This is a genomic window from Halomonas sp. MES3-P3E (assembly GCF_002836035.1).
GTDB lineage: Bacteria > Pseudomonadota > Gammaproteobacteria > Pseudomonadales > Halomonadaceae > Vreelandella > Vreelandella arctica.
In genome coordinates this window covers 41,834-59,433 of the sequence record NZ_PJBT01000186.1, presented here as the reverse complement: position 1 = coordinate 59,433, position 17,600 = coordinate 41,834, and the positions used below count along the sequence as shown (strand labels likewise).

Annotated in this window: 18 protein-coding genes; 5 read left to right on the top strand and 13 right to left on the bottom strand. The window is 58.1% G+C overall.

Annotation, left to right across the window (positions count from 1 at the left end; genetic code table 11):
• Positions 1-16 precede the first annotated feature (16 nt).
• From trkA to def, 5 genes are all read right to left on the bottom strand, one after another.
• Entirely contained in the window at positions 17-1,390 is a 1,374-nt protein-coding gene (gene trkA / locus CXF87_RS16130; protein ID WP_008959784.1) for a Trk system potassium transporter TrkA, read from the bottom strand.
• Between the two features lie 175 nt (positions 1,391-1,565).
• Positions 1,566-1,772, bottom strand: a complete 207-nt coding sequence (locus CXF87_RS16125; RefSeq protein WP_008959783.1) for a dodecin — start codon at positions 1,770-1,772, stop codon at positions 1,566-1,568.
• A gap of 49 nt (positions 1,773-1,821) precedes the next feature.
• Positions 1,822-3,159: a 16S rRNA (cytosine(967)-C(5))-methyltransferase RsmB gene (rsmB, locus tag CXF87_RS16120; protein ID WP_101147328.1), complete on the bottom strand. Its 1,338-nt coding sequence runs from the start codon at positions 3,157-3,159 to the stop codon at positions 1,822-1,824.
• Positions 3,156-4,172, bottom strand: a complete 1,017-nt coding sequence (gene fmt / locus CXF87_RS16115; RefSeq protein ID WP_101147327.1) for a methionyl-tRNA formyltransferase — start codon at positions 4,170-4,172, stop codon at positions 3,156-3,158. The genes rsmB and fmt overlap by 4 nt, the downstream gene beginning before the upstream one ends.
• Positions 4,173-4,207: 35 nt before the next feature.
• Positions 4,208-4,720 (bottom strand): peptide deformylase, encoded by a 513-nt coding sequence (gene def, locus CXF87_RS16110; RefSeq protein WP_101147326.1) that lies wholly within the window; start codon positions 4,718-4,720, stop codon positions 4,208-4,210.
• Between the two features lie 192 nt (positions 4,721-4,912).
• Between def and CXF87_RS16105 the strand changes: the two genes are divergently transcribed.
• From CXF87_RS16105 to aroE, 5 genes are read left to right on the top strand one after another with little or no spacing between them, the layout of a single operon-like run.
• Positions 4,913-5,962, top strand: coding sequence for a LysM peptidoglycan-binding domain-containing protein (locus tag CXF87_RS16105; RefSeq protein ID WP_101147325.1), 1,050 nt, complete (start codon positions 4,913-4,915; stop codon positions 5,960-5,962).
• Positions 5,963-5,993: 31 nt separating this feature from the next.
• Positions 5,994-7,163: a DNA-processing protein DprA gene (gene dprA / locus CXF87_RS16100; RefSeq protein ID WP_101147324.1), complete on the top strand. Its 1,170-nt coding sequence runs from the start codon at positions 5,994-5,996 to the stop codon at positions 7,161-7,163.
• Between the two features lie 43 nt (positions 7,164-7,206).
• Positions 7,207-7,764: an L-threonylcarbamoyladenylate synthase gene (locus tag CXF87_RS16095; protein WP_101147323.1), complete on the top strand. Its 558-nt coding sequence runs from the start codon at positions 7,207-7,209 to the stop codon at positions 7,762-7,764.
• 58 nt (positions 7,765-7,822) lie between these two features.
• On the top strand, positions 7,823-8,776 hold the full coding sequence (hemF, locus tag CXF87_RS16090; RefSeq protein WP_101147322.1) for an oxygen-dependent coproporphyrinogen oxidase: 954 nt from the start codon (positions 7,823-7,825) through the stop codon (positions 8,774-8,776).
• The gene (aroE, locus tag CXF87_RS16085; RefSeq protein ID WP_101147321.1) at positions 8,773-9,591 is read left to right on the top strand and encodes a shikimate dehydrogenase; all 819 of its coding nucleotides are present in this window, start codon (positions 8,773-8,775) and stop codon (positions 9,589-9,591) included. Before hemF ends, aroE begins: the two co-directional genes overlap by 4 nt.
• A gap of 96 nt (positions 9,592-9,687) precedes the next feature.
• Here the strand turns inward: aroE and CXF87_RS16080 are convergent, their stop codons facing one another.
• From CXF87_RS16080 to ispG, 8 genes are all read right to left on the bottom strand, one after another.
• The gene (locus CXF87_RS16080; protein ID WP_008959774.1) at positions 9,688-9,948 is read right to left on the bottom strand and encodes a hypothetical protein; all 261 of its coding nucleotides are present in this window, start codon (positions 9,946-9,948) and stop codon (positions 9,688-9,690) included.
• Between the two features lie 41 nt (positions 9,949-9,989).
• Positions 9,990-10,793, bottom strand: a complete 804-nt coding sequence (locus CXF87_RS16075) for a M48 family metallopeptidase (protein WP_101147320.1) — start codon at positions 10,791-10,793, stop codon at positions 9,990-9,992.
• A gap of 123 nt (positions 10,794-10,916) precedes the next feature.
• Positions 10,917-11,525: a hypothetical protein gene (locus CXF87_RS16070; RefSeq protein WP_101147319.1), complete on the bottom strand. Its 609-nt coding sequence runs from the start codon at positions 11,523-11,525 to the stop codon at positions 10,917-10,919.
• Positions 11,526-11,778: 253 nt separating this feature from the next.
• Positions 11,779-13,182: a ribosome biogenesis GTPase Der gene (gene der, locus CXF87_RS16065; protein ID WP_035564598.1), complete on the bottom strand. Its 1,404-nt coding sequence runs from the start codon at positions 13,180-13,182 to the stop codon at positions 11,779-11,781.
• Complete coding sequence (gene bamB, locus CXF87_RS16060; RefSeq protein WP_101147318.1) at positions 13,179-14,363, bottom strand: outer membrane protein assembly factor BamB; 1,185 nt, start codon at positions 14,361-14,363, stop codon at positions 13,179-13,181. Before bamB ends, der begins: the two co-directional genes overlap by 4 nt.
• A complete protein-coding gene (locus tag CXF87_RS16055) occupies positions 14,360-15,016 on the bottom strand; it encodes a YfgM family protein (protein WP_101147317.1) in 657 nt (218 codons plus the stop codon). Before CXF87_RS16055 ends, bamB begins: the two co-directional genes overlap by 4 nt.
• Before the next feature lie 101 nt (positions 15,017-15,117).
• Positions 15,118-16,419 (bottom strand): histidine--tRNA ligase, encoded by a 1,302-nt coding sequence (hisS, locus tag CXF87_RS16050; protein ID WP_101147316.1) that lies wholly within the window; start codon positions 16,417-16,419, stop codon positions 15,118-15,120.
• A gap of 61 nt (positions 16,420-16,480) precedes the next feature.
• Positions 16,481-17,596, bottom strand: a complete 1,116-nt coding sequence (gene ispG / locus CXF87_RS16045; protein WP_101147315.1) for a flavodoxin-dependent (E)-4-hydroxy-3-methylbut-2-enyl-diphosphate synthase — start codon at positions 17,594-17,596, stop codon at positions 16,481-16,483.
• Between the last annotated feature and the right edge of the window lie 4 nt (positions 17,597-17,600).

Sequence of the window (17,600 nt, the reverse complement as noted above, 5' to 3'; positions counted from 1 at the left end):
AGTGGTTCGGGGGTTATCAAAAGAACGTGAGACCGACTTGGAATAAGCGCTCTACGTCTCGGATGCGGCGCTTGTCGATCACAAACAGAATCACGTGGTCGCCGCTCTCAACCATCACATCGCCGTGGGCAATGATGACCTCTTTACCGCGCACAATCGCGCCGATGGTGGTGCCCTCGGGCAGACCGATCTCGCGGATAGTACGGCCGACCACTTTAGAGGACTGCTTGTCACCGTGGGCAATCGCTTCGATGGCCTCGGCGGCACCCCGTCGCAGCGAGTGCACGTTGACGATGTCGCCGCGACGCACGTGGGTCAGCAGGCTGCCGATGGTCGCCTGTTGGGGCGAAATGGCGATATCAATCTCGCCCCCCTGCACCAGGTCTACGTAAGCGGCGTTGTTAATCAGTGTCAGCACCTTCTTGGCGCCTAAACGCTTGGCGAGCAACGACGACATGATATTGACTTCGTCGTCGTTGGTCAGCGCGCAGAAGATATCGCACTCTTCGATGTTCTCTTCTTCCAGCAGGCGCTTGCTGGTGGCGCTGCCATGGAGCACCACGGTGCGATCCAACCGCTCAGAGAGCGTGGTGCAGCGTTCCAAGTTGTGCTCGATGATCTTGACCTGGTGGCTATGCTCCAAATGCTCCGCCAGCCGCTCGCCGATATTACCGCCCCCGGCAATGACGACGCGGCGGAAATCACGCTCGACCCGGCGTAGCTCGCTCATCACCGCGCGAATATCGCGGCGAGCGGCCAGGAAGAAAACCTCATCGTCGGCTTCGATGACTGTATCGCCGCGGGGGATAATCGGTCGGCTACGGCGATAGATGGCGGCCACGCGGGTATCCACGTTGGGCATATGGCGGCGTAGAAAGGCTAAATCCTGACCCACCAGCGGGCCGCCGTAGAATGCCTTTACCGCCACCAGCTGCACCAGACCACCGGCAAACTCCAATACCTGTAACGCACCGGGGTGTTCAATCAGGCGGCGCACGTGGTCGGTGACCACCTGCTCGGGGCTGATGAGGACATCAATGGGAATCGCTTCGTGGGCAAAAAGGCCTTTACGGGTTAAATACGCCGTAGCACGCACCCGGGCGATCTTGGTCGGAGTGCGAAACAGCGTATGGGCGACCTGGCAGGCGATCATATTGATCTCGTCGCTGTTGGTGACGGCGATCAGCATATCGGCGTCTTCGCAGCCTGCCTGACGCAGCACAATAGGGTAAGAGCCCGCGCCGGTCACGGTGCGGATATCGAGTTTGGTGTGTAGGTCGCGCAGTTTTTTGGCGTCGGTATCAACGACAGTGATGTCGTTCTCCTCGCGAGCGAGGTGTTCTGCCAGGGTGCCGCCGACTTGGCCGGCGCCGAGAATGATGATTTTCATTGCTGAGCATCGGTTCCATTAAAAGCGCCAGCGCGATGTCGCTAAGACCAGGAGGCAGTCTTAAGACCCAGTCCTGACGTTCAAGACGTAAACTTTCATTCAGGAGCGTTTATCATGCGCTGCAATAAAGACGGCGGCCAGTGTAAACCAGCCGCCGCTGAAAAGCAGGTGAGGATTATTCTAGCGTAAAGCCGACTTTGACCGTGACCTGCCAGTGAGCCACTTGGCCATCTTCAATGTGGCCACGGGTGTCGACCACTTCTAGCCAACGCATGTGCTTAATCGTTTCTGATGCTTTGGCCAATGCATTCTGTACCGCTTCTTCAATACCTTTCTCGGAAGATCCGGTCAGTTCTACATGCTTGTAGGTGTGATGACTCATAATGTCTCCTTCCTTGTCTGAAATTCACTGCCCTGGCATCAGTTAGCGCCTAGGCAGACCGCTTCTCTAGTCTGGCATAAAAAAAGCCATCGTGACTGCTCTGCGCCGGAAACAATTGGCGCCCCGCTCCGCTGGGAATGCCCCAGGCAACGTCGTTAGGTGTAGTAACATGAGCGTCAGGCGTGCGGGCAAGAAACGCTTCGATCTGCTCACTGTTCTCTTCCGGCAGTACCGAGCAGGTGGCGTAGAGTAGGGTGCCGCCTTCGCGCAGCATTGGCCACAAATTATCCAACAGCTGGCGCTGAAGCTTGGCCAGTGGGCGAATATCGTCTTTACGGCGCAGCTTTTTGATATCCGGGTGGCGTCGAATGACCCCAGTACCCGAGCAAGGGGCATCGAGCAGAATGGCATCAAACGGTGTGCCGTTCCACCAGTCGCGCTCGGTGGCATCGGCATGCTGAAGAACGGCCTCTACGCCTAGTCGGCTGAGGGTGTCTTCCACCCGTGCCAGGCGCTGATTATCGCTATCGATCGCGGTCAGGTTGATGTCGAACAGCTCGAGCAAATGGGCTGTTTTGCCGCCGGGGGCGCAGCAAGCATCCAACACGTGGGCACCGGGGCGTGGCGCGAGCACCGGGCCTAGCAACACCGCCGATAGCTGAGCGGCCTCGTCCTGAACGCTGACGTGGCCTTCTTCAAAGCCAGGCAGCGACATCACATCGCAGGCCGTTTCCAGCGTGATGGCGTCCGGGGCATGTGGGCACAGGTGGCCACTTAGCCCTTGCTCGGTGAGCAGCGACAGGTAGGCTTCACGGTCGTTGTGGTGTTGGTTCACCCTCAATGTCATCGGGCCAGCGTGGTTGTTGGCTTCAATAATCGCGCGCCACTGCTCCGGCCACGCCGGACGCAAGGCGTTAAGTAGCCACGGCGGATGCTCTAGCGCGACGCTCTCATCCCGGTCTACCTGGGCCTGAAGTGCCTCGGATTCGCGCTGCAGGCGACGCAGGCAACCGTTGAGCACGCGGGTGGCCCACTCTTTGTTCAGTAAGCGCGCAGCGCCCGCGGTTTCGCCTACCGCCGCGTGTGCTGGGATGCGCATGTAGAGCAGTTGATAGATACCTATCAGCAGCAGCGCCTGAACATCGCTGTCGCGCTTCTTAAACGGTTGCTTAAGCAGCACGCCCGCTAACGCTTCAAGACGCGGTAAGCGACGGCAGGTGCCAAAACAGAGCTCTTTGAGCAAGCCTCTGTCACGAGCGACCACGCTGTGCTCGTCCAACCCCGCCAGTGAGCCTTGGTCGCTGAGTACCGGGGCCAGCGCGCGGGCCGCAGCAGCGCGAACTTCCTGGCCACTGCCACCGCTTTGAGGGGAGCGCTTTTGGCTCATGGTGTTTCTCCTTCGCTGGCCTGAGCCGCTGGTTTATCAAGACGAGTGTCAAGATGAGCACCAAGACGAGTGCCGGTGGCAAGGCGCGCGTGGCGTGCATTAAGTAGCTCTCGCACGGCCATGGCTTTACCGCCGGGCAGTTGCGCGCTGGTGATACACAATACTTCGCGTCCTTCGGTGCCGCAGGCAATGCGTAGATGATCGTCGCCATGCTCAAGTAGCGTGCCTGGGGCGCTTGGTGGCTGCTCACCTTCTTCTACGTTCGCCATCAGCAAACGTAGGCGATCATCACCCAGCGCACACCAGGCCACCGGCCAAGGGTTAAACGCGCGGATTTTACTGGCTAACTGATGCGCGGGCTGGCCAAAATCGAGCTCGGCTTCCGCTTTGCTCAGCTTGGCGGCATAGGTGACGCCTTCCTCGGGCTGAGGCGTGGCGTGAGCGGAGCCGGTGGCCAGATCATCCAGGGTGTTGATCAGCGCATTGGCGCCCTGAATCGCCAAGCGGTCATGCAAGTCGCCGCCGGTGGTGCGTGGCGTAATCGGCGTGCGCACTTCTGAGAGCATTGCACCGGTATCCAGACCAGCGTCCATCTGCATGATGGTGACGCCCGATACGCTATCGCCCGCTTCGATTGCCCGCTGGATGGGGGCAGCGCCGCGCCAGCGGGGCAGCAGCGAGGCATGCACGTTAACGCAGCCTAAGCGCGGAATATCCAACACGGCCTGGGGAAGCAGCAGTCCATAGGCCACAACGACCATAATGTCGGCATTGAGCGTGGCCAGCTCGGCTTGAGCCTCGGGCTGTTTTAGCGTTTGGGGCTGGTAGACAGGCAAGCTGTGTTCCAGCGCCAGCTGTTTGACCGGGCTGGGGGTTAGCTTGCGGCCGCGACCCGCGGGGCGGTCGGGTTGGGTATACACTGCCACCACCTCGTGCTGGCTTTCCAGCAGCGCGGAAAGGCTAGAGGCAGCGAATTCAGGCGTGCCGGCAAAAACAACGCGCAATCGGGACATATAAAGAGGGCTACCTGGCGTGAATGAGATAAGTGTTAGGCGTCCTGCATCTGCTTATGGCGTTTCTGCATTTTTTTGCGGATACGGTCGCGCTTAAGCGGCGACAGGTAGTCCACAAACAGCACGCCCTCAAGATGGTCGTACTCGTGCTGGATGCAGTGTGCCAGCAGGCCCTCCGCTTCTAGTTCGTAGGCATCGCCATTACGATCCAACGCGTTGAGTTGCACTTTCAGGTAGCGCGGCACTTCGGCGTAATGCTCGGGAATCGACAGGCAGCCTTCCGATAGCAGCTCTTTCTCGTCGCCAGTGGGGGTATAGCGCGGGTTGATGAGCACCAGCGGCTGGGAGTTATCGTCGCTGACATCCATGACGACCACACGCCGATGGACATCAATCTGCGTCGCGGCGAGACCGATACCACGGGCGTCATACATGGTCTCCAGCATATCGTCGACGAGTTTACGCACTTCATCATCGACGGTTTCCACCGCAGCAGCCTTGGTGCGCAGGCGCTCATCGGGGAATTCAAGAATAGGAAGTTTGGCCATGGCGTTACAATCACCGTTATGCTGAGTCTAAATTAAGTCAAGCTAGGCAGTGACGAGCGTCTTCTCACCTAGGTACTTTATGATGGGTCACTATATCATGCTGTCAACGTTTCTGGGCATGGGTGGCTAAGGCGAGGGACGTGTTATCAATAATAGAATATTCATAATGACACACTCACAGGGGAGAGCAGGATGGCGGCGAAACGACACGCCTATGGCGGGGCTTTAAGTGGTTGGCTGCTGAGCGCAGTGATGCTGGTAAGTTTCGATGCTGCCGCGTGGGAGCGCCTGCGTAGTGATGCGCCTGAGCGCTATCAGGTGGTGTCAGGTGACACGCTTTGGGATATCGCCGGGCGTTTTCTGCACATCCCCTGGCAGTGGCCCCAGTTGTGGCAGCACAACCCTCAGATCGCTAACCCGCACTTGATCTACCCAGGTGATGTACTGGTGCTTAACGACTGTCAGGGTTCCCCCTGTTTAGCGCTGGAACGTGGTCAAAATGTGGTGAAGCTTTCGCCGCAGGTGCGTACCTTGCCTCACCGGGAGGCGATTGCGCCGATTCCCATGGAGGTGGCGCGGGCTTTTTTACGCGAACATCGCGTCGTGGATGATGCTGCTGAGTTGCAGGAGCTGGCTTATGTGGTCGCCGGTAATGATCGCCGCTTGATCAGCGGTGCCGGTGACCGTATCTATGTGCGAGGGGAGGTGCCGCGCCATGGCGAGGTGGGTATCTACCGACAATCGGAGCCCTATCAGGCGATGGATGGCACACCGCTTGGACTGGAGCTGATCAATGTAGGCGTCGCCCGACATATCAGCAGTGAGGGCGATATTGTCCAGCTTGAAGTCATTAGCTCCCATCAGGAAGTGCGCGTTAACGATATTGTCTTGCCACTGGAAGAGCGCGAGCTAAGCAGTGAGTTTATGCCCCGCGCACCGTTAAATCCGGTTGAAGGGCATATTATTGCCGTACCCGGTGGCGTGCGTTTTATTGGCCGCTACCAAATTGTCGCGTTGGATCTGGGCACCCTGGATGGCTTGCAGGCGGGCCATGTGCTGCGGGTAAATCAACAAGGGGAGTTAATCAATGACCCCCGGACCCAGGAGCTGGTGCGACTACCCAGCACCGAGGCAGGCATTGTGATGGTGTTTAAACCCTATGATCACGTTAGCTACGCACTAGTGATGCAGGCATCCCGCGTATTGGAAGTAGGTGATCAAGTCGCGTCACCGGCTAACTAGCGGGCGGCAAACGTGTTGATAAGGAGATGGTATGGACGCTCAGGCATGGCTGGCGGTCAATGCATTACCCGGTATGGGCGCGCTGCGTATTGCACAATTAGTAGCCCGCCAACCTCAGTGGCCAGAAGGGTGGTTGGCAGCATTACCTAGTCGTGCGGCCAGCGAGCTGCGCCTGTGGCTAGAACACCCGGCCCGTAGTCCGTTGCAAAAGGTCATTGATGAGGCCCTGGCGTGGCAGCAAAGCGGCGCAAACCGGCATCTGCTGCATCGTGACCACCCCGCTTGGCCTGCACTACTGAATGAGTTGCCCGACCCACCCGTAGTGCTCTGGGCTCAGGGTGATCTTGGTGCGCTGGAAGGCCCCAAACTGGCCATGGTGGGCACCCGCCGCCCGACGGGGGAAGGCACCCACAATGCTCAAACGTTTGCCCGTGACCTGGCCCGCCGCGGCTGGTGCGTGGTGAGTGGCATGGCGCTAGGGGTGGACGGCGTTGCCCAGCGTGCGGCCTTAGCCGCCGGTGGAAGCACGGTGGCGGTACTCGGCTGCGGTGTGGATGTGATCTATCCCGCCTCCCATCGTGACCTTCATGAACAGCTCAGTCGTCTGCCCGGTGGGCTGTTGTTGTCAGAGCACTCGCCTGGAACCGTGGCCCGCCCAGCGTTTTTTCCGCGCCGCAATAGAATTGTTACTGGCCTTTCGCTCGGCACACTGGTGGTCGAAGCCACCGAAAAAAGCGGATCGTTGGTCAGCGCGCGGCTCACCTTAGAGCAAAACCGCGAGCTGTTCGTGCTGCCCGGTTCGCTGCACAACGTGCAGGCCCGCGGCTGTTTGGCACTACTGCGTCAAGGGGCGGCTCATTTGGCGTGTAGCGTCGACGATATCATCGCCGATCTTGGCCACTGGGCGGAGGCGTTTATCCCGCCTGCGACGATAGACAAGCCATCGGAGCAAGCACCTCTTCCTGATAGCTTGTCCAATGAAAGCTTGCCTGCCGAAAGCTTGTCAGACGATAGCTTGTCAGACGATAGCTTACCCGATTCATTGTTAACGTCGTTGTCGGCCAACCCAACGCCGATTGATCTCTTGGTGCACACCACCGGCGTGACGGTCAGCGACTGCCAGCAACGCCTGCTGATGCTTGAATTAGACGGTTGGGTAAGCCAGCAGGCGGGAGGCTGGGTGCGGTTGCCGAGGCCATGATAGGATAACCCCATTAAAGGCATGTTAGCCGTGAGGAGAGACCATGAGTTTGGCGACTGATCTAGCCCCAGCGATTAGCGCGCTGCGTGCCGGGGGAGTGATTGCCTGCCCCACTGAAGCAGTTTGGGGGCTTAGCTGTGATCCCGAAAACGACGAAGCCTTGGCGCACCTGATGCGCATGAAAGAGCGTGACCCGGCTAAAGGGGTCATTCTCGTTGCCGCCAGTATCGAGCAGTTCCAACCCTGGTTGAGTCAACTTCCTCTAGCGCTGCATGCACCTCTCGCGGCAAGCTGGCCGGGCCCGAACACCTGGCTGGTACCTGATAATGGCCGCAGCCATGGGCTGGTGCGCGGCGCCCACGAACGCGTGGCGCTGCGTGTCACCGACCACCCGCTGATGAAAGCCCTATGTGAAGCCTTCGGCGGCCCGTTGGTATCGACGTCGGCTAATCGTGCCGGGGAGCCGCCCGCCATGAGTGCCGCTGAAATCACTTCAATCTTTGGCGATGAAGTGGCTTATGTGGTGAAAGGCGAGCTAGGCGGCAATGCCAAACCGAGCACGATTAGGGATTTAGCCACTGGCAAAATCATGCGCCCCTAAGCAGTACTTCATTCCGATTTACGCACCACTACTTACCCTTTATCCCTCAGGAGTTACCGTGGCACACGAGCACCTTGATGACGTTAAACGCTACCTTCTTGATCTGCAGGAAAGGCTCTGCGCTGGATTAGCCGAAGCCGACGGGGCTGCCCAGTTCCAAGAAGATAGTTGGGAGCGTGAAGAGGGGGGCGGTGGTCGCTCGCGAGTGATGACTAATGGCGGCGTATTTGAAAAGGGCGGCGTCAACTTTTCACATGTTTATGGCACTCAGCTGCCGCCTTCCGCTACCGCCGCGCGCCCTGAGCTTACTGGGCGTAGCTTCCACGCGGTGGGCGTTTCCTGGGTGCTGCACCCTGAAAATCCCCATGTTCCTACCAGCCATGGCAACGTGCGCTTCTTTATTGCTGAGAAAGTAGGCGAACCGCCGGTGTGGTGGTTTGGCGGCGGTTATGACTTAACGCCATTTTATCCTGTGATGGAAGACGTTGTGCACTGGCACCAAGTGGCAAAAGCCGCCTGCGATCCTTTTGGCGACGACGTTTACGACCGCTATAAATCCTGGTGCGACGAGTACTTTTATCTCAAGCATCGCGACGAAACCCGCGGCGTGGGCGGGCTGTTTTTCGATGATTTAAATGAAGGCGAGTTTGCCGACTGTTTTGCCATGCAGCGGGCGGTGGGCGACAGCTTCCTAGAGGCTTATTTGCCCATCGTGGAGCGTCGCAAGAACGATGCCTGGAGCGAGCGCGAGCGCGAGTTCCAGCTTTATCGCCGAGGCCGCTACGTGGAGTTCAACCTAGTGTGGGACCGCGGTACGCTGTTTGGCCTTCAGAGTGGCGGGCGCACGGAGTCGATTTTAATGTCGATGCCCCCCTTGGCGCGCTGGGAGTACGCCTTTGAACCACAGCCCGGCAGCGCCGAAGCGCGCTTGCAAGACTTCTTGCATCCCCGCGACTGGCTCGGTGAATCCACTGCGGATGCAGGTAAAAGAACAAGCGGAGAGCTCTCATGACCGATCGTTACTGCGTATTTGGCAACCCCATCAAGCACTCCAAGTCGCCGTTGCTCCACGCTGAGTTTGCCCATCAAACCCAACAAGCGCTTGAGTACACCGCTGAAGAAGCACCGTTGGATGGCTTTGCAGGCGCGTGGCGCGCCTTTATTGATGCGGGTGGTCGCGGCGCCAATGTCACCGTCCCGTTCAAAGAGGATGCTTTCGCGCTGTGCGATACGTTAAGCCACCGCGCACGGCGGGCGGGCGCGGTCAATACGCTGATTCTCGGCGGCAATGGCCGCACCTACGGCGATACCACCGACGGCATTGGCCTAGTACGTGATTTGGCCTACCACCGTGTGGCGTTACCGGGAAAACGTATCCTGGTGGTAGGCGCCGGTGGCGCCGTGCGTGGCATTCTGGAACCATTGCTTGCCGAGCAGCCTAGCGAAGTCGTCGTGGTTAATCGCACTGCCACCAAGGCCGCGCAACTGGCCAGCGATTTTGCTGATCTGGGCACCGTTCATGGCGGTGGTTTTGAAACCGTCAGTGGTGTCTTTGACGTGGTGATTAACGGCACCAGCGCCAGCCTGACGGGGGAGCTACCACCTTTACCTGATACTTTATTTGCCCCAAACGCCTGGGCCTACGACATGATGTATGGGGCCGAACCGACGGTATTTTTACAATGGGCAGGCCCGCGTGGTGCGAAGCTGCTTGACGGCCTAGGTATGCTGGTAGAGCAAGCCGCCGAGTCGTTTTTTCTCTGGCGTAACGTAAGGCCGGATACCGTCCCTGTGCGGGAAATACTGCGCCAATCGCTTAATTATTAAACATTGAGTCTGGTAATCATTGCGCCTGGTTAGTGCAGCGAAAAAAAAGCGGGGCGGATAAATTATCCGCCCCGCTTTTTTGATGCTAAAAACGCTTCATTTAGCGCGTTTTATATACAACCCCACCATGCACATCACCAGGCCTACTACCGAGAGCACCATTCCACCGTTGACGAGCAGTGGAGAGCGCTGCAGCCAGGAGACGAACGGCTGCGGGGTGTCAACACAGACACTCTCGATATAGTTCCAGTGACCGCCGTCTAGCTGGCACGCACGTACATCGTTCAACTCCCAGAAAAAGACGCCCATCAGCACAAACAGCGGCAACACCAGCAGCAGTAACCCTAGTCTAATCATTGAAACCTCAAGAGCCGAATGTCAAACCTCAACGCAAACCGTTAAGGGCGTGGGCAGTTCGGCGTGCGACCATTGTTGCGGGCTTGCTCATAGAGGGCCATCGCTTGATCCATGTTGCCTTGCAGGCCTTCAATGCGTTGACCTTGGCCAGGGTGGGTCGACATCCACTCGGGCGGCGCACCGCCGCCTGTGGCTGCCTGCATATTTTCCCACAGAGTGACGCTCTCACTTGGGTTGAAGCCGGCTTGCGCCATTAGGTCCAGACCAATCACATCGGCCTCGCTTTCATGCGCCCGCGAGAACGGCAGCACGATGCCATACTGTGCGCCCATACCAAGTACGCCCATCAACTGCTGGCCACCGGCGGACTGCATGCTAGAAGTGCTGGAAATCACTGACAGGCCCAATGAGGTAGCGCTCTCGGTAGAGGCGCGTTCATTCGCGTGGTTCGCCAGCACGTGGCCAATCTCATGGCCGATGACGGAAGCCAGCTGGTCTTGTGTGGTCGCGATATCCAGCATGCCAGTGTTGACGCCCATATAGCCGCCGGGTAAGGCGAAGGCATTGGGCTGTTCCGATTCAAATGCGCGAATCTGCCAATCTAGCTGCTGCTGCTCGGCGGGCAATTCCGCGACGATGGCATCGGCAATGCACTGTACATAGCGCTGGCTAGCCTGGTTGGCAGTAGGAAGCTCCTGCTGATATTGAGAAAATGCCTGCCGTCCCATCTCATTAAGCTCACCATCAGAAAGCAGCAATAGCTGCGAACGTCCGGTGGGAGACGTGGTACAAGCGGCGATAGAAGCGCATAGAGCGGTAACGGCGATAGGGCGAAGCCAACGCATGAGACGGTTTCCTTATAGACGAGTGGGTTTCTTGCTCACAAGATAACCGCTGATAACAGTAAATCAATCCCTCCCATCATAACCTACCTGGAGGGTGAGGTTGGAGGCTGAACTGAGCAACCCTCAGCGCTGAGGGACTAGCTGCCCATCGGCACCCACGTTTAGGCGAATCGTGGGTGTCAACAAACCTGAAGGGAGCCGCATACCTAAACCGCGCAGATCGCCTGGCGTGATAGCCAGTTGGCTACCGGGCGGTAGCTCGCCTTGAGACGCCAGCTGACTGGCAAGCTCAAGCATCGGCGCCATTTTTTGGGTGTCGGTTCCCAGCACATCAAAGGCGACTGGCAGGCGTAAATTGGCATCGTCGCCGGAGGTAAGCGTGACATCCTGCTCATAGTTACCCTGCACAGGGTCAACGCCTGGCATATCCAGCGACCAGCGAAAACCTGACATTTCTACCGGCGGCATGCCAGCAGGTAAGCCAAGGCCCATGGCAATGGTGGCTTGTATGGGCAGGCTGCCCGCGCCCAGGCTGGAAGCAATCAGGCTGGTTAAGTCACTCGTATCTAGCCCGGCATTAATGCTGTAAGGGCCGATGCGTACATCTTCGACCCCCAGGGAGGTCACCGCCAAACGAAACGCAAAGAGGCCAGTTTGGGGTAGGGCGAGACAGCCCGTTAACAGGCTGGTTAAGCCCAATAGAATTAGCCAGCGGCGAGCAGCATAAAGCATAACGTTCTCCCCCTACTCAGCGCAAAAGCAGCATACAAGTAGGGCAGCAAGGGTGGTGATGGGGGTGGATGATATGGAGTGGGTATGAATGACAGCTGAGTAAAAACGCGGCTATTTGAGGGCCGAAACCGGACGCTGTCAAGCGAAACTGTTATCGCGGGTGTTACCTGGGATAGGGGATGACCAAAACGCCCGCTTGACGATGCAAACGGGCGAATTTGAATAACCAAGCGAGCTAGCTGTGACGTGAAAATTAACGACGGCTTTTGCGCGCCTCTTTGGTGCGGTTAAGCTCGCGCTTTTTAGCTTTCTCTTTGTCGCTGGCGCCCGCCATCGTGTCAAACGGGTTGCTGCCCGAGCGAAACTCAAAGCGAATCGGTGTGCCGCGTACCTTCAATACCTTGCGGAACGTATTGGTGAGATAACGACGGTACGCTTCAGGCAATGACTCTGTTTGGTTACCGTGGACAACGATAATCGGTGGATTGCTGCCACCCTGGTGAGCCATGCGCAGCTTGATCCGTCGGCCTTGTACCATCGGCGGCGGATTCTGGCTGACGGCATCCTGCAGCAGGGTCGTTAAACGGTTGGTCGACCAGTGAGCGTTAGCGGCATCAAAGGCGCGGTCAATCGACGGGTAAAGATCACCCACCGCCGTGCCGTGCAGCGCGGAGATGAAGTGGAGCTCGGCGTAATCGGCAAAGCCCAGGCGGCGCTTCACTTCGGTGCGCATCTTGTCCTTGGCTTCGCTCTCCAGGCCGTCCCACTTATTCACTGCCAGCACCAGCGCGCGTCCGGTGGTTAATACGTAGTCGAGCAGGTGCAAATCCTGCTCCACCAAGCCGCTGGAACCATCCAGCACCATGATCACTACATGCGACTCTTTAATCGCATCCAGCGTTTTGATGATGGAGAACTTCTCGGCGATTTCGCTCACGTTCTTACGCCGCCGGATACCCGCGGTGTCAATCAGTACGTAAGGCTTGCCGCGGCGCTCGAAGGGGATCTCGATAGCATCACGGGTCGTGCCCGCCTCATCAAAGACCACCACACGGTCTTCGCCCAGCAGGCGATTGACCAGTGTCGATTTCCCGACGTTGGGGCGACCAATCACGCCGATACGAACGCCTTTGCTGCCGGTGTCGGCAGGGATGCTGGCATCGCGTTCGGGAAACGGTTCAAGTACCACGTCCATCAGGGTAGAAACATTGCGCCCGTGGGCAGCGGCAATCGGCCAGGGGTCGCCTAAGCCCAGCGACCAGAAGTCGCCCATCGCCGAGTGCTCTTCCAGCCCGTCGGTTTTATTCACCACCAGCCAGGTTTTTTTCTGATTAACCCGCAGGTGGTTGGCAATCGCCTGGTCTGCGGCGATAAGGCCGGCGCGAGCGTCGACCATAAACAGGACGATATCGGCTTCATCAATGGCAGCAAGCGACTGCTCGGCCATGGCGGCGTCGATACCCTCTTCGTCACCGCTGATACCGCCGGTGTCGATAACCGTATAGACCTTATCGCCCAGCATGCCATTGCCGTACTTGCGGTCGCGGGTGAGGCCAGGAAAGTCGGCCACCAGTGCATCACGCGAGCGCGTTAGGCGGTTAAACAACGTCGATTTGCCCACATTGGGGCGACCGACTAAAGCAATGACGGGTGTCATGGAGTTACTTCCAGGGTTTCCAGGCGACCATTGTTGGCCTGGACATGAATGGTGCTGCCTTCAGTGACCGGGCGAACGGTGATGCCCGAGCTGTGCACGCGAGTGCGTCCTACAATACTGCCTTCACGAGCGTCAATCAGGTGAAGATAACCGTCAAAATCGCCCACGACCAAGCGGCCATCGGCAAAGGCGGGCGCGGTCAACCAGCGGTCTTGCAGGTCGTCATTACGCCAGATTTCACGGCCACTGTTAGCATCTAACGCGACTACTTGGCTGTTATCGGTAACCACAAACAGTAAATCGCCGACCAGGATGGGCGTATGGCGGCTAGACAGGTTCGCTTCCCAGAGTAGATCGCCTTGGGTAGCTTCAAGCGCTACAACGCGACCGTTGTAGCTGGTCACAAACAGGCGGCCATCGGGGCTGATGATCGGCTGGCCGGAAAGATCAACCAGGCGCTCAACTTCGCTACGCCCCTGCGGCGTGGCAATCTGCATATCCCATAGCGGTTGGCCACTGCGGTTATCCAGCGTGGCGAGACGGCCATTGGCCAGGCCAACAAAACTAACCGGGTCAATTACCATCGGCGTGCCTGTACCGCGCAGGGTGAGTGAAGGCTGTGAGCTGGTGTATACCCAGCGCTCTTCACCAGTGGCGCGATCCAAGGCAGTGACACGGCCATCGACACTTTGCACGACCAGCAGTTGCTGGTTGGCCTGGGGCGCGGCAAGCACTTCACTAGAGACCCGTGACCGCCAGCTTTCGCTGCCATCATTTTGATCCAGCGCAATGACCTCGCCGTTACCGGTCGCCAGGTAAACCTGACCGGCAATCGCCGTTAACGCGCTGGAGATGGTGGTATCGAGATCGATTTCCCACTCAACATCGCCACTGTTGGCATTCATGGCCATCACCACGCCTTCAACGTCGGCGGCAAATACGGTATCGCCTTCACGGGAGGGTGCAATGGGGTAGCGAGCGTGGCCTAAGCCATCGCCTACAGTACGCTTCCATTGGGTGTTTAGCGAGGAGGTCTCGTCGAAGCTACGCAGCTCTTTGGGCGTAAAAGCGGGGTCGCCTTTGCTGGCGCAGCCGGCCAACAGTGCCAGCGTTAGTGCACCCACGCTTACTCGTGCCAGCTGTTTGGAAATACCCCGATTAATTACAGTGCTAATAGTCATTGTGTCGCCTCCTCAGCGCCGAGATCATCAAGCTTGAACTGCACGCCGTAAAGCGGCTGGTCTTGGGTTTGAGACACTTCTAAAGCGGTTTCCCATGCCTCACGAGCCGCCTCAGTATCTCCTTGGGCAGCAAAGGCATCGCCGCGCACGTTCGCCCGTTGGGCCGCCAGGGCGTCGCTGATCGGTTCGTCCAGCAGCGCATGCGCCTGGGTGGGGTTGCCGTCAGCGAGTTCGACCCGAGCTAGGCGCAGCCACGCCAGGCTCTGCACATAACGACGCGATGAATCAGCAGCGCTTTCCAGCGCAGTACGCGCACCTTCCAGGTCGCCTTGCTGTACCGCCAGGCGCGCATCAAGCAGCAGGGCGAGTTCGGCATACAACGTGTCGCCATGCTCTTCGGTCAGTTCGACGACCATTTCACGCGCGCTTGCCAGTTGGTCGTCTTCAAGCTCGTTGCCAGCGGTCATGTTAACCAACTGCTGATAACGCATGGAGGCGGCTTCAGCTTGACCCTGCTGATAGTTCTGCCAAGCATTCCAGCCGAATACCCCCGCCGCCGCCAGGACAGCGCCTGCAATCAACGACATGCCGTTCTCTTTCCACCAGCGCTTTACCGCGTCTAGCTGTTCTTCTTCGCTTCTCAGCTCCACCACGGGCGGGCTCCTATTTCTCAATTGTCGTAGGCACAAACAGTAGGCACAAACAGGCGTATGTAGCAGGCACGGCGCCTGCAGGGGTTACGCGAGACGCGGGCTTAAGCGCCAGGGGCTAATAGCTCACGCAGCGTGGACCCTAGTTGGGCTAACGGCACACGCTGCTGTTCGCGGTCATCGCGTAAAAACTTGAGCGTTGCCGACTGCTGTGCAATCTCATCTTCGCCGAGCAGGATCGCCATGGAGGCGGTACTCTTATCGGCTTTTTTGATCCGGCTTTTAAAGCTGCCGCCTCCGCAGTGAAGTTGCAGTTGCAGTTCAGGCAGTTCACCGCGCAAATTCTCAGCCAGCGTGATTGCCGCCGTGGTGGCGTTATCGTCCATCGGGAGCACATACACATCGCAGCCGCCAAGTGCATCCTGAGGAATCAGTTCCAGGGTGTCGAGCAGCAGAATTAGCCGCTCAATGCCCATGGCAAAGCCCACCGCCGGGGTAGGTTTGCCGCCCAACTGTTCGACCAAACCGTCGTAGCGGCCACCGGCGCAAACAGTGCCTTGGCTGCCCAGTGCGGTGGTGGTCCACTCGAACACGGTGCGGCAGTAGTAGTCGAGCCCACGCACTAGGCGGGGATTGATTACATAATCTATACCTGCCGCTTCAAGCATCTTGGTGAGCTGCTCGAAGTGTTCGCGGGATTCCACGTCCAAGTGATCCATCAACTGCGGCGCGGCATCCAGCATCTCGGCCATGGCCGGATTTTTGGAGTCAAGAATGCGCAGCGGGTTGCTGGTCAAACGGCGTTTGGAGTCTTCATCAAGCACGTCATGATGCTGCTCAAAATAGGCCACCAGCGTGTCGCGATAGGCCGCACGCGCCTCAGATGAGCCCAACGAATTAAGCTCGAGGGTAACGTGCTCCATTAGTCCCAGCTCTTTCCAAAGCCGCGCTGAAAGCAGAATCACCTCAGCGTCGATATCCGGGCCATCAAAACCGAAGGCCTCGACACCAATTTGATGAAACTGGCGGTAGCGGCCTTTTTGCGGGCGCTCATAACGGAACATAGGGCCCTGGTACCACAACCGCTGGGTTTGGTTGTACAGCAGGCCGTGTTCCATTGCCGCACGCACGCAGCTGGCGGTGCCCTCAGGACGCAGCGTCAAACTTTCGCTATTGCGATCGTCGAAGGTGTACATTTCTTTTTCGACGATATCGGTCACTTCACCGATAGAGCGCGCAAACAGCGCGGTTTGCTCAACAATCGGCGTGCGAATTTCGTTGAAGCCGTAGCGCAGCATGAGCTGGCGTACTTTGGCTTCAAAAAACTGCCAGCGCGGGCTGTCGCTGGGCAATAAGTCGTTCATACCACGGATGGCTTGAATCTTTTTAACGGCGGACTTGCTCAATGAAAACTCCTTATTCTGCCAGTTAGCGCTGGTTGCCCAGGCTGGCAGCTAGCCCCAGCGGTTAAACGCTGCGGGCGATCATAGCGTCTTGCTGCTGCTGTTTTTCGCGCACTTTCTCACGAATCAGCTGCTCCAGGTCGTCGACCAAGTGGTCGTTACGTAGCTTGCTGGCCGGTTTGCCATCGATATAGACTAGGTTGGCGGGGCTGCCGCCGGTTAAGCCGATATCGGTCTCTTTGGCTTCGCCGGGGCCATTAACCACGCAGCCAATTACTGAGACGTTCAGCGGCGTCATCACGTCTTCTAACCGCTCTTCGAGCTGGTTCATGGTGCTGATAACATCAAAGTTCTGGCGTGAGCAGCTGGGGCAGGCAATAAAGTTAATCCCTTTAGAGCGCAGCTTGAGGCTTCGCAGCATATCGAAGCCGACTTTAATCTCTTCCACCGGATCAGCGGCAAGCGACACACGGATCGTGTCGCCGATACCGTCCATCAACAGCATGCCCAGGCCAATCGATGATTTCACCGTGCCTGAACGCAGTCCACCGGCTTCGGTAATGCCCAGGTGCAGCGGCTGTTCAATGCGCTCGGCAAGGTCGCGGTAGGCGGCGACCGCCATAAACACGTCTGAGGCTTTTACGCTGACCTTAAAGTCTTGGAAATCGAGGCGATCAAGGTAGTCAATATGGCGCATGGCAGATTCCACCAGCGCGGCAGGCGTTGGCTCGCCGTATTTCTTTTGCAGGTCTTTTTCAAGCGACCCAGCGTTGACGCCGATGCGAATCGGAATTCCATGGTCACGGGCCGCACTCACCACCGCGCGTACTCGGTCTTCGCGGCCGATGTTGCCTGGGTTGATACGCAGGCAGTCAACGCCTAACTCGGCAACGCGCAGGGCAATTTTGTAATCAAAATGGATGTCGGCAACCAGCGGGACATTGACCAGCTTTTTGATCTGGCCAAAGGTTTCGGCGGCGTCCATATCCGGCACGGAGACGCGCACGATATCTGCGCCGGCTTTTTCCAGCTGCTGAATTTGCGCTACGGTCGCGGCCACGTCCAGGGTGTTGGTGTTGGTCATGCTTTGTACGGCAATGGGCGCATCACCGCCCACGGCTACATTTCCAACCTGAATCTGACGGGAATGGCGGCGTTTTATCGGAGAAGGGGCGTGCATAGGA

What these genes read in the sequence shown, in the direction of transcription:
- trkA (WP_008959784.1), bottom strand. Translation starts at nt 1,390, where the DNA reads ATGAAAATCATCATTCTCGGCGCCGGCCAAGTCGGCGGCACCCTGGCA.
- CXF87_RS16125 (WP_008959783.1), bottom strand. Translation starts at nt 1,772, where the DNA reads ATGAGTCATCACACCTACAAGCATGTAGAACTGACCGGATCTTCCGAG.
- rsmB (WP_101147328.1), bottom strand. Translation starts at nt 3,159, where the DNA reads ATGAGCCAAAAGCGCTCCCCTCAAAGCGGTGGCAGTGGCCAGGAAGTT.
- fmt (WP_101147327.1), bottom strand. Translation starts at nt 4,172, where the DNA reads ATGTCCCGATTGCGCGTTGTTTTTGCCGGCACGCCTGAATTCGCTGCC.
- def (WP_101147326.1), bottom strand. Translation starts at nt 4,720, where the DNA reads ATGGCCAAACTTCCTATTCTTGAATTCCCCGATGAGCGCCTGCGCACC.
- CXF87_RS16105 (WP_101147325.1), top strand. Translation starts at nt 4,913, where the DNA reads ATGGCGGCGAAACGACACGCCTATGGCGGGGCTTTAAGTGGTTGGCTG.
- dprA (WP_101147324.1), top strand. Translation starts at nt 5,994, where the DNA reads ATGGACGCTCAGGCATGGCTGGCGGTCAATGCATTACCCGGTATGGGC.
- CXF87_RS16095 (WP_101147323.1), top strand. Translation starts at nt 7,207, where the DNA reads ATGAGTTTGGCGACTGATCTAGCCCCAGCGATTAGCGCGCTGCGTGCC.
- aroE (WP_101147321.1), top strand. Translation starts at nt 8,773, where the DNA reads ATGACCGATCGTTACTGCGTATTTGGCAACCCCATCAAGCACTCCAAG.
- CXF87_RS16080 (WP_008959774.1), bottom strand. Translation starts at nt 9,948, where the DNA reads ATGATTAGACTAGGGTTACTGCTGCTGGTGTTGCCGCTGTTTGTGCTG.
- CXF87_RS16075 (WP_101147320.1), bottom strand. Translation starts at nt 10,793, where the DNA reads ATGCGTTGGCTTCGCCCTATCGCCGTTACCGCTCTATGCGCTTCTATC.
- CXF87_RS16070 (WP_101147319.1), bottom strand. Translation starts at nt 11,525, where the DNA reads ATGCTTTATGCTGCTCGCCGCTGGCTAATTCTATTGGGCTTAACCAGC.
- der (WP_035564598.1), bottom strand. Translation starts at nt 13,182, where the DNA reads ATGACACCCGTCATTGCTTTAGTCGGTCGCCCCAATGTGGGCAAATCG.
- bamB (WP_101147318.1), bottom strand. Translation starts at nt 14,363, where the DNA reads ATGACTATTAGCACTGTAATTAATCGGGGTATTTCCAAACAGCTGGCA.
- ispG (WP_101147315.1), bottom strand. Translation starts at nt 17,596, where the DNA reads ATGCACGCCCCTTCTCCGATAAAACGCCGCCATTCCCGTCAGATTCAG.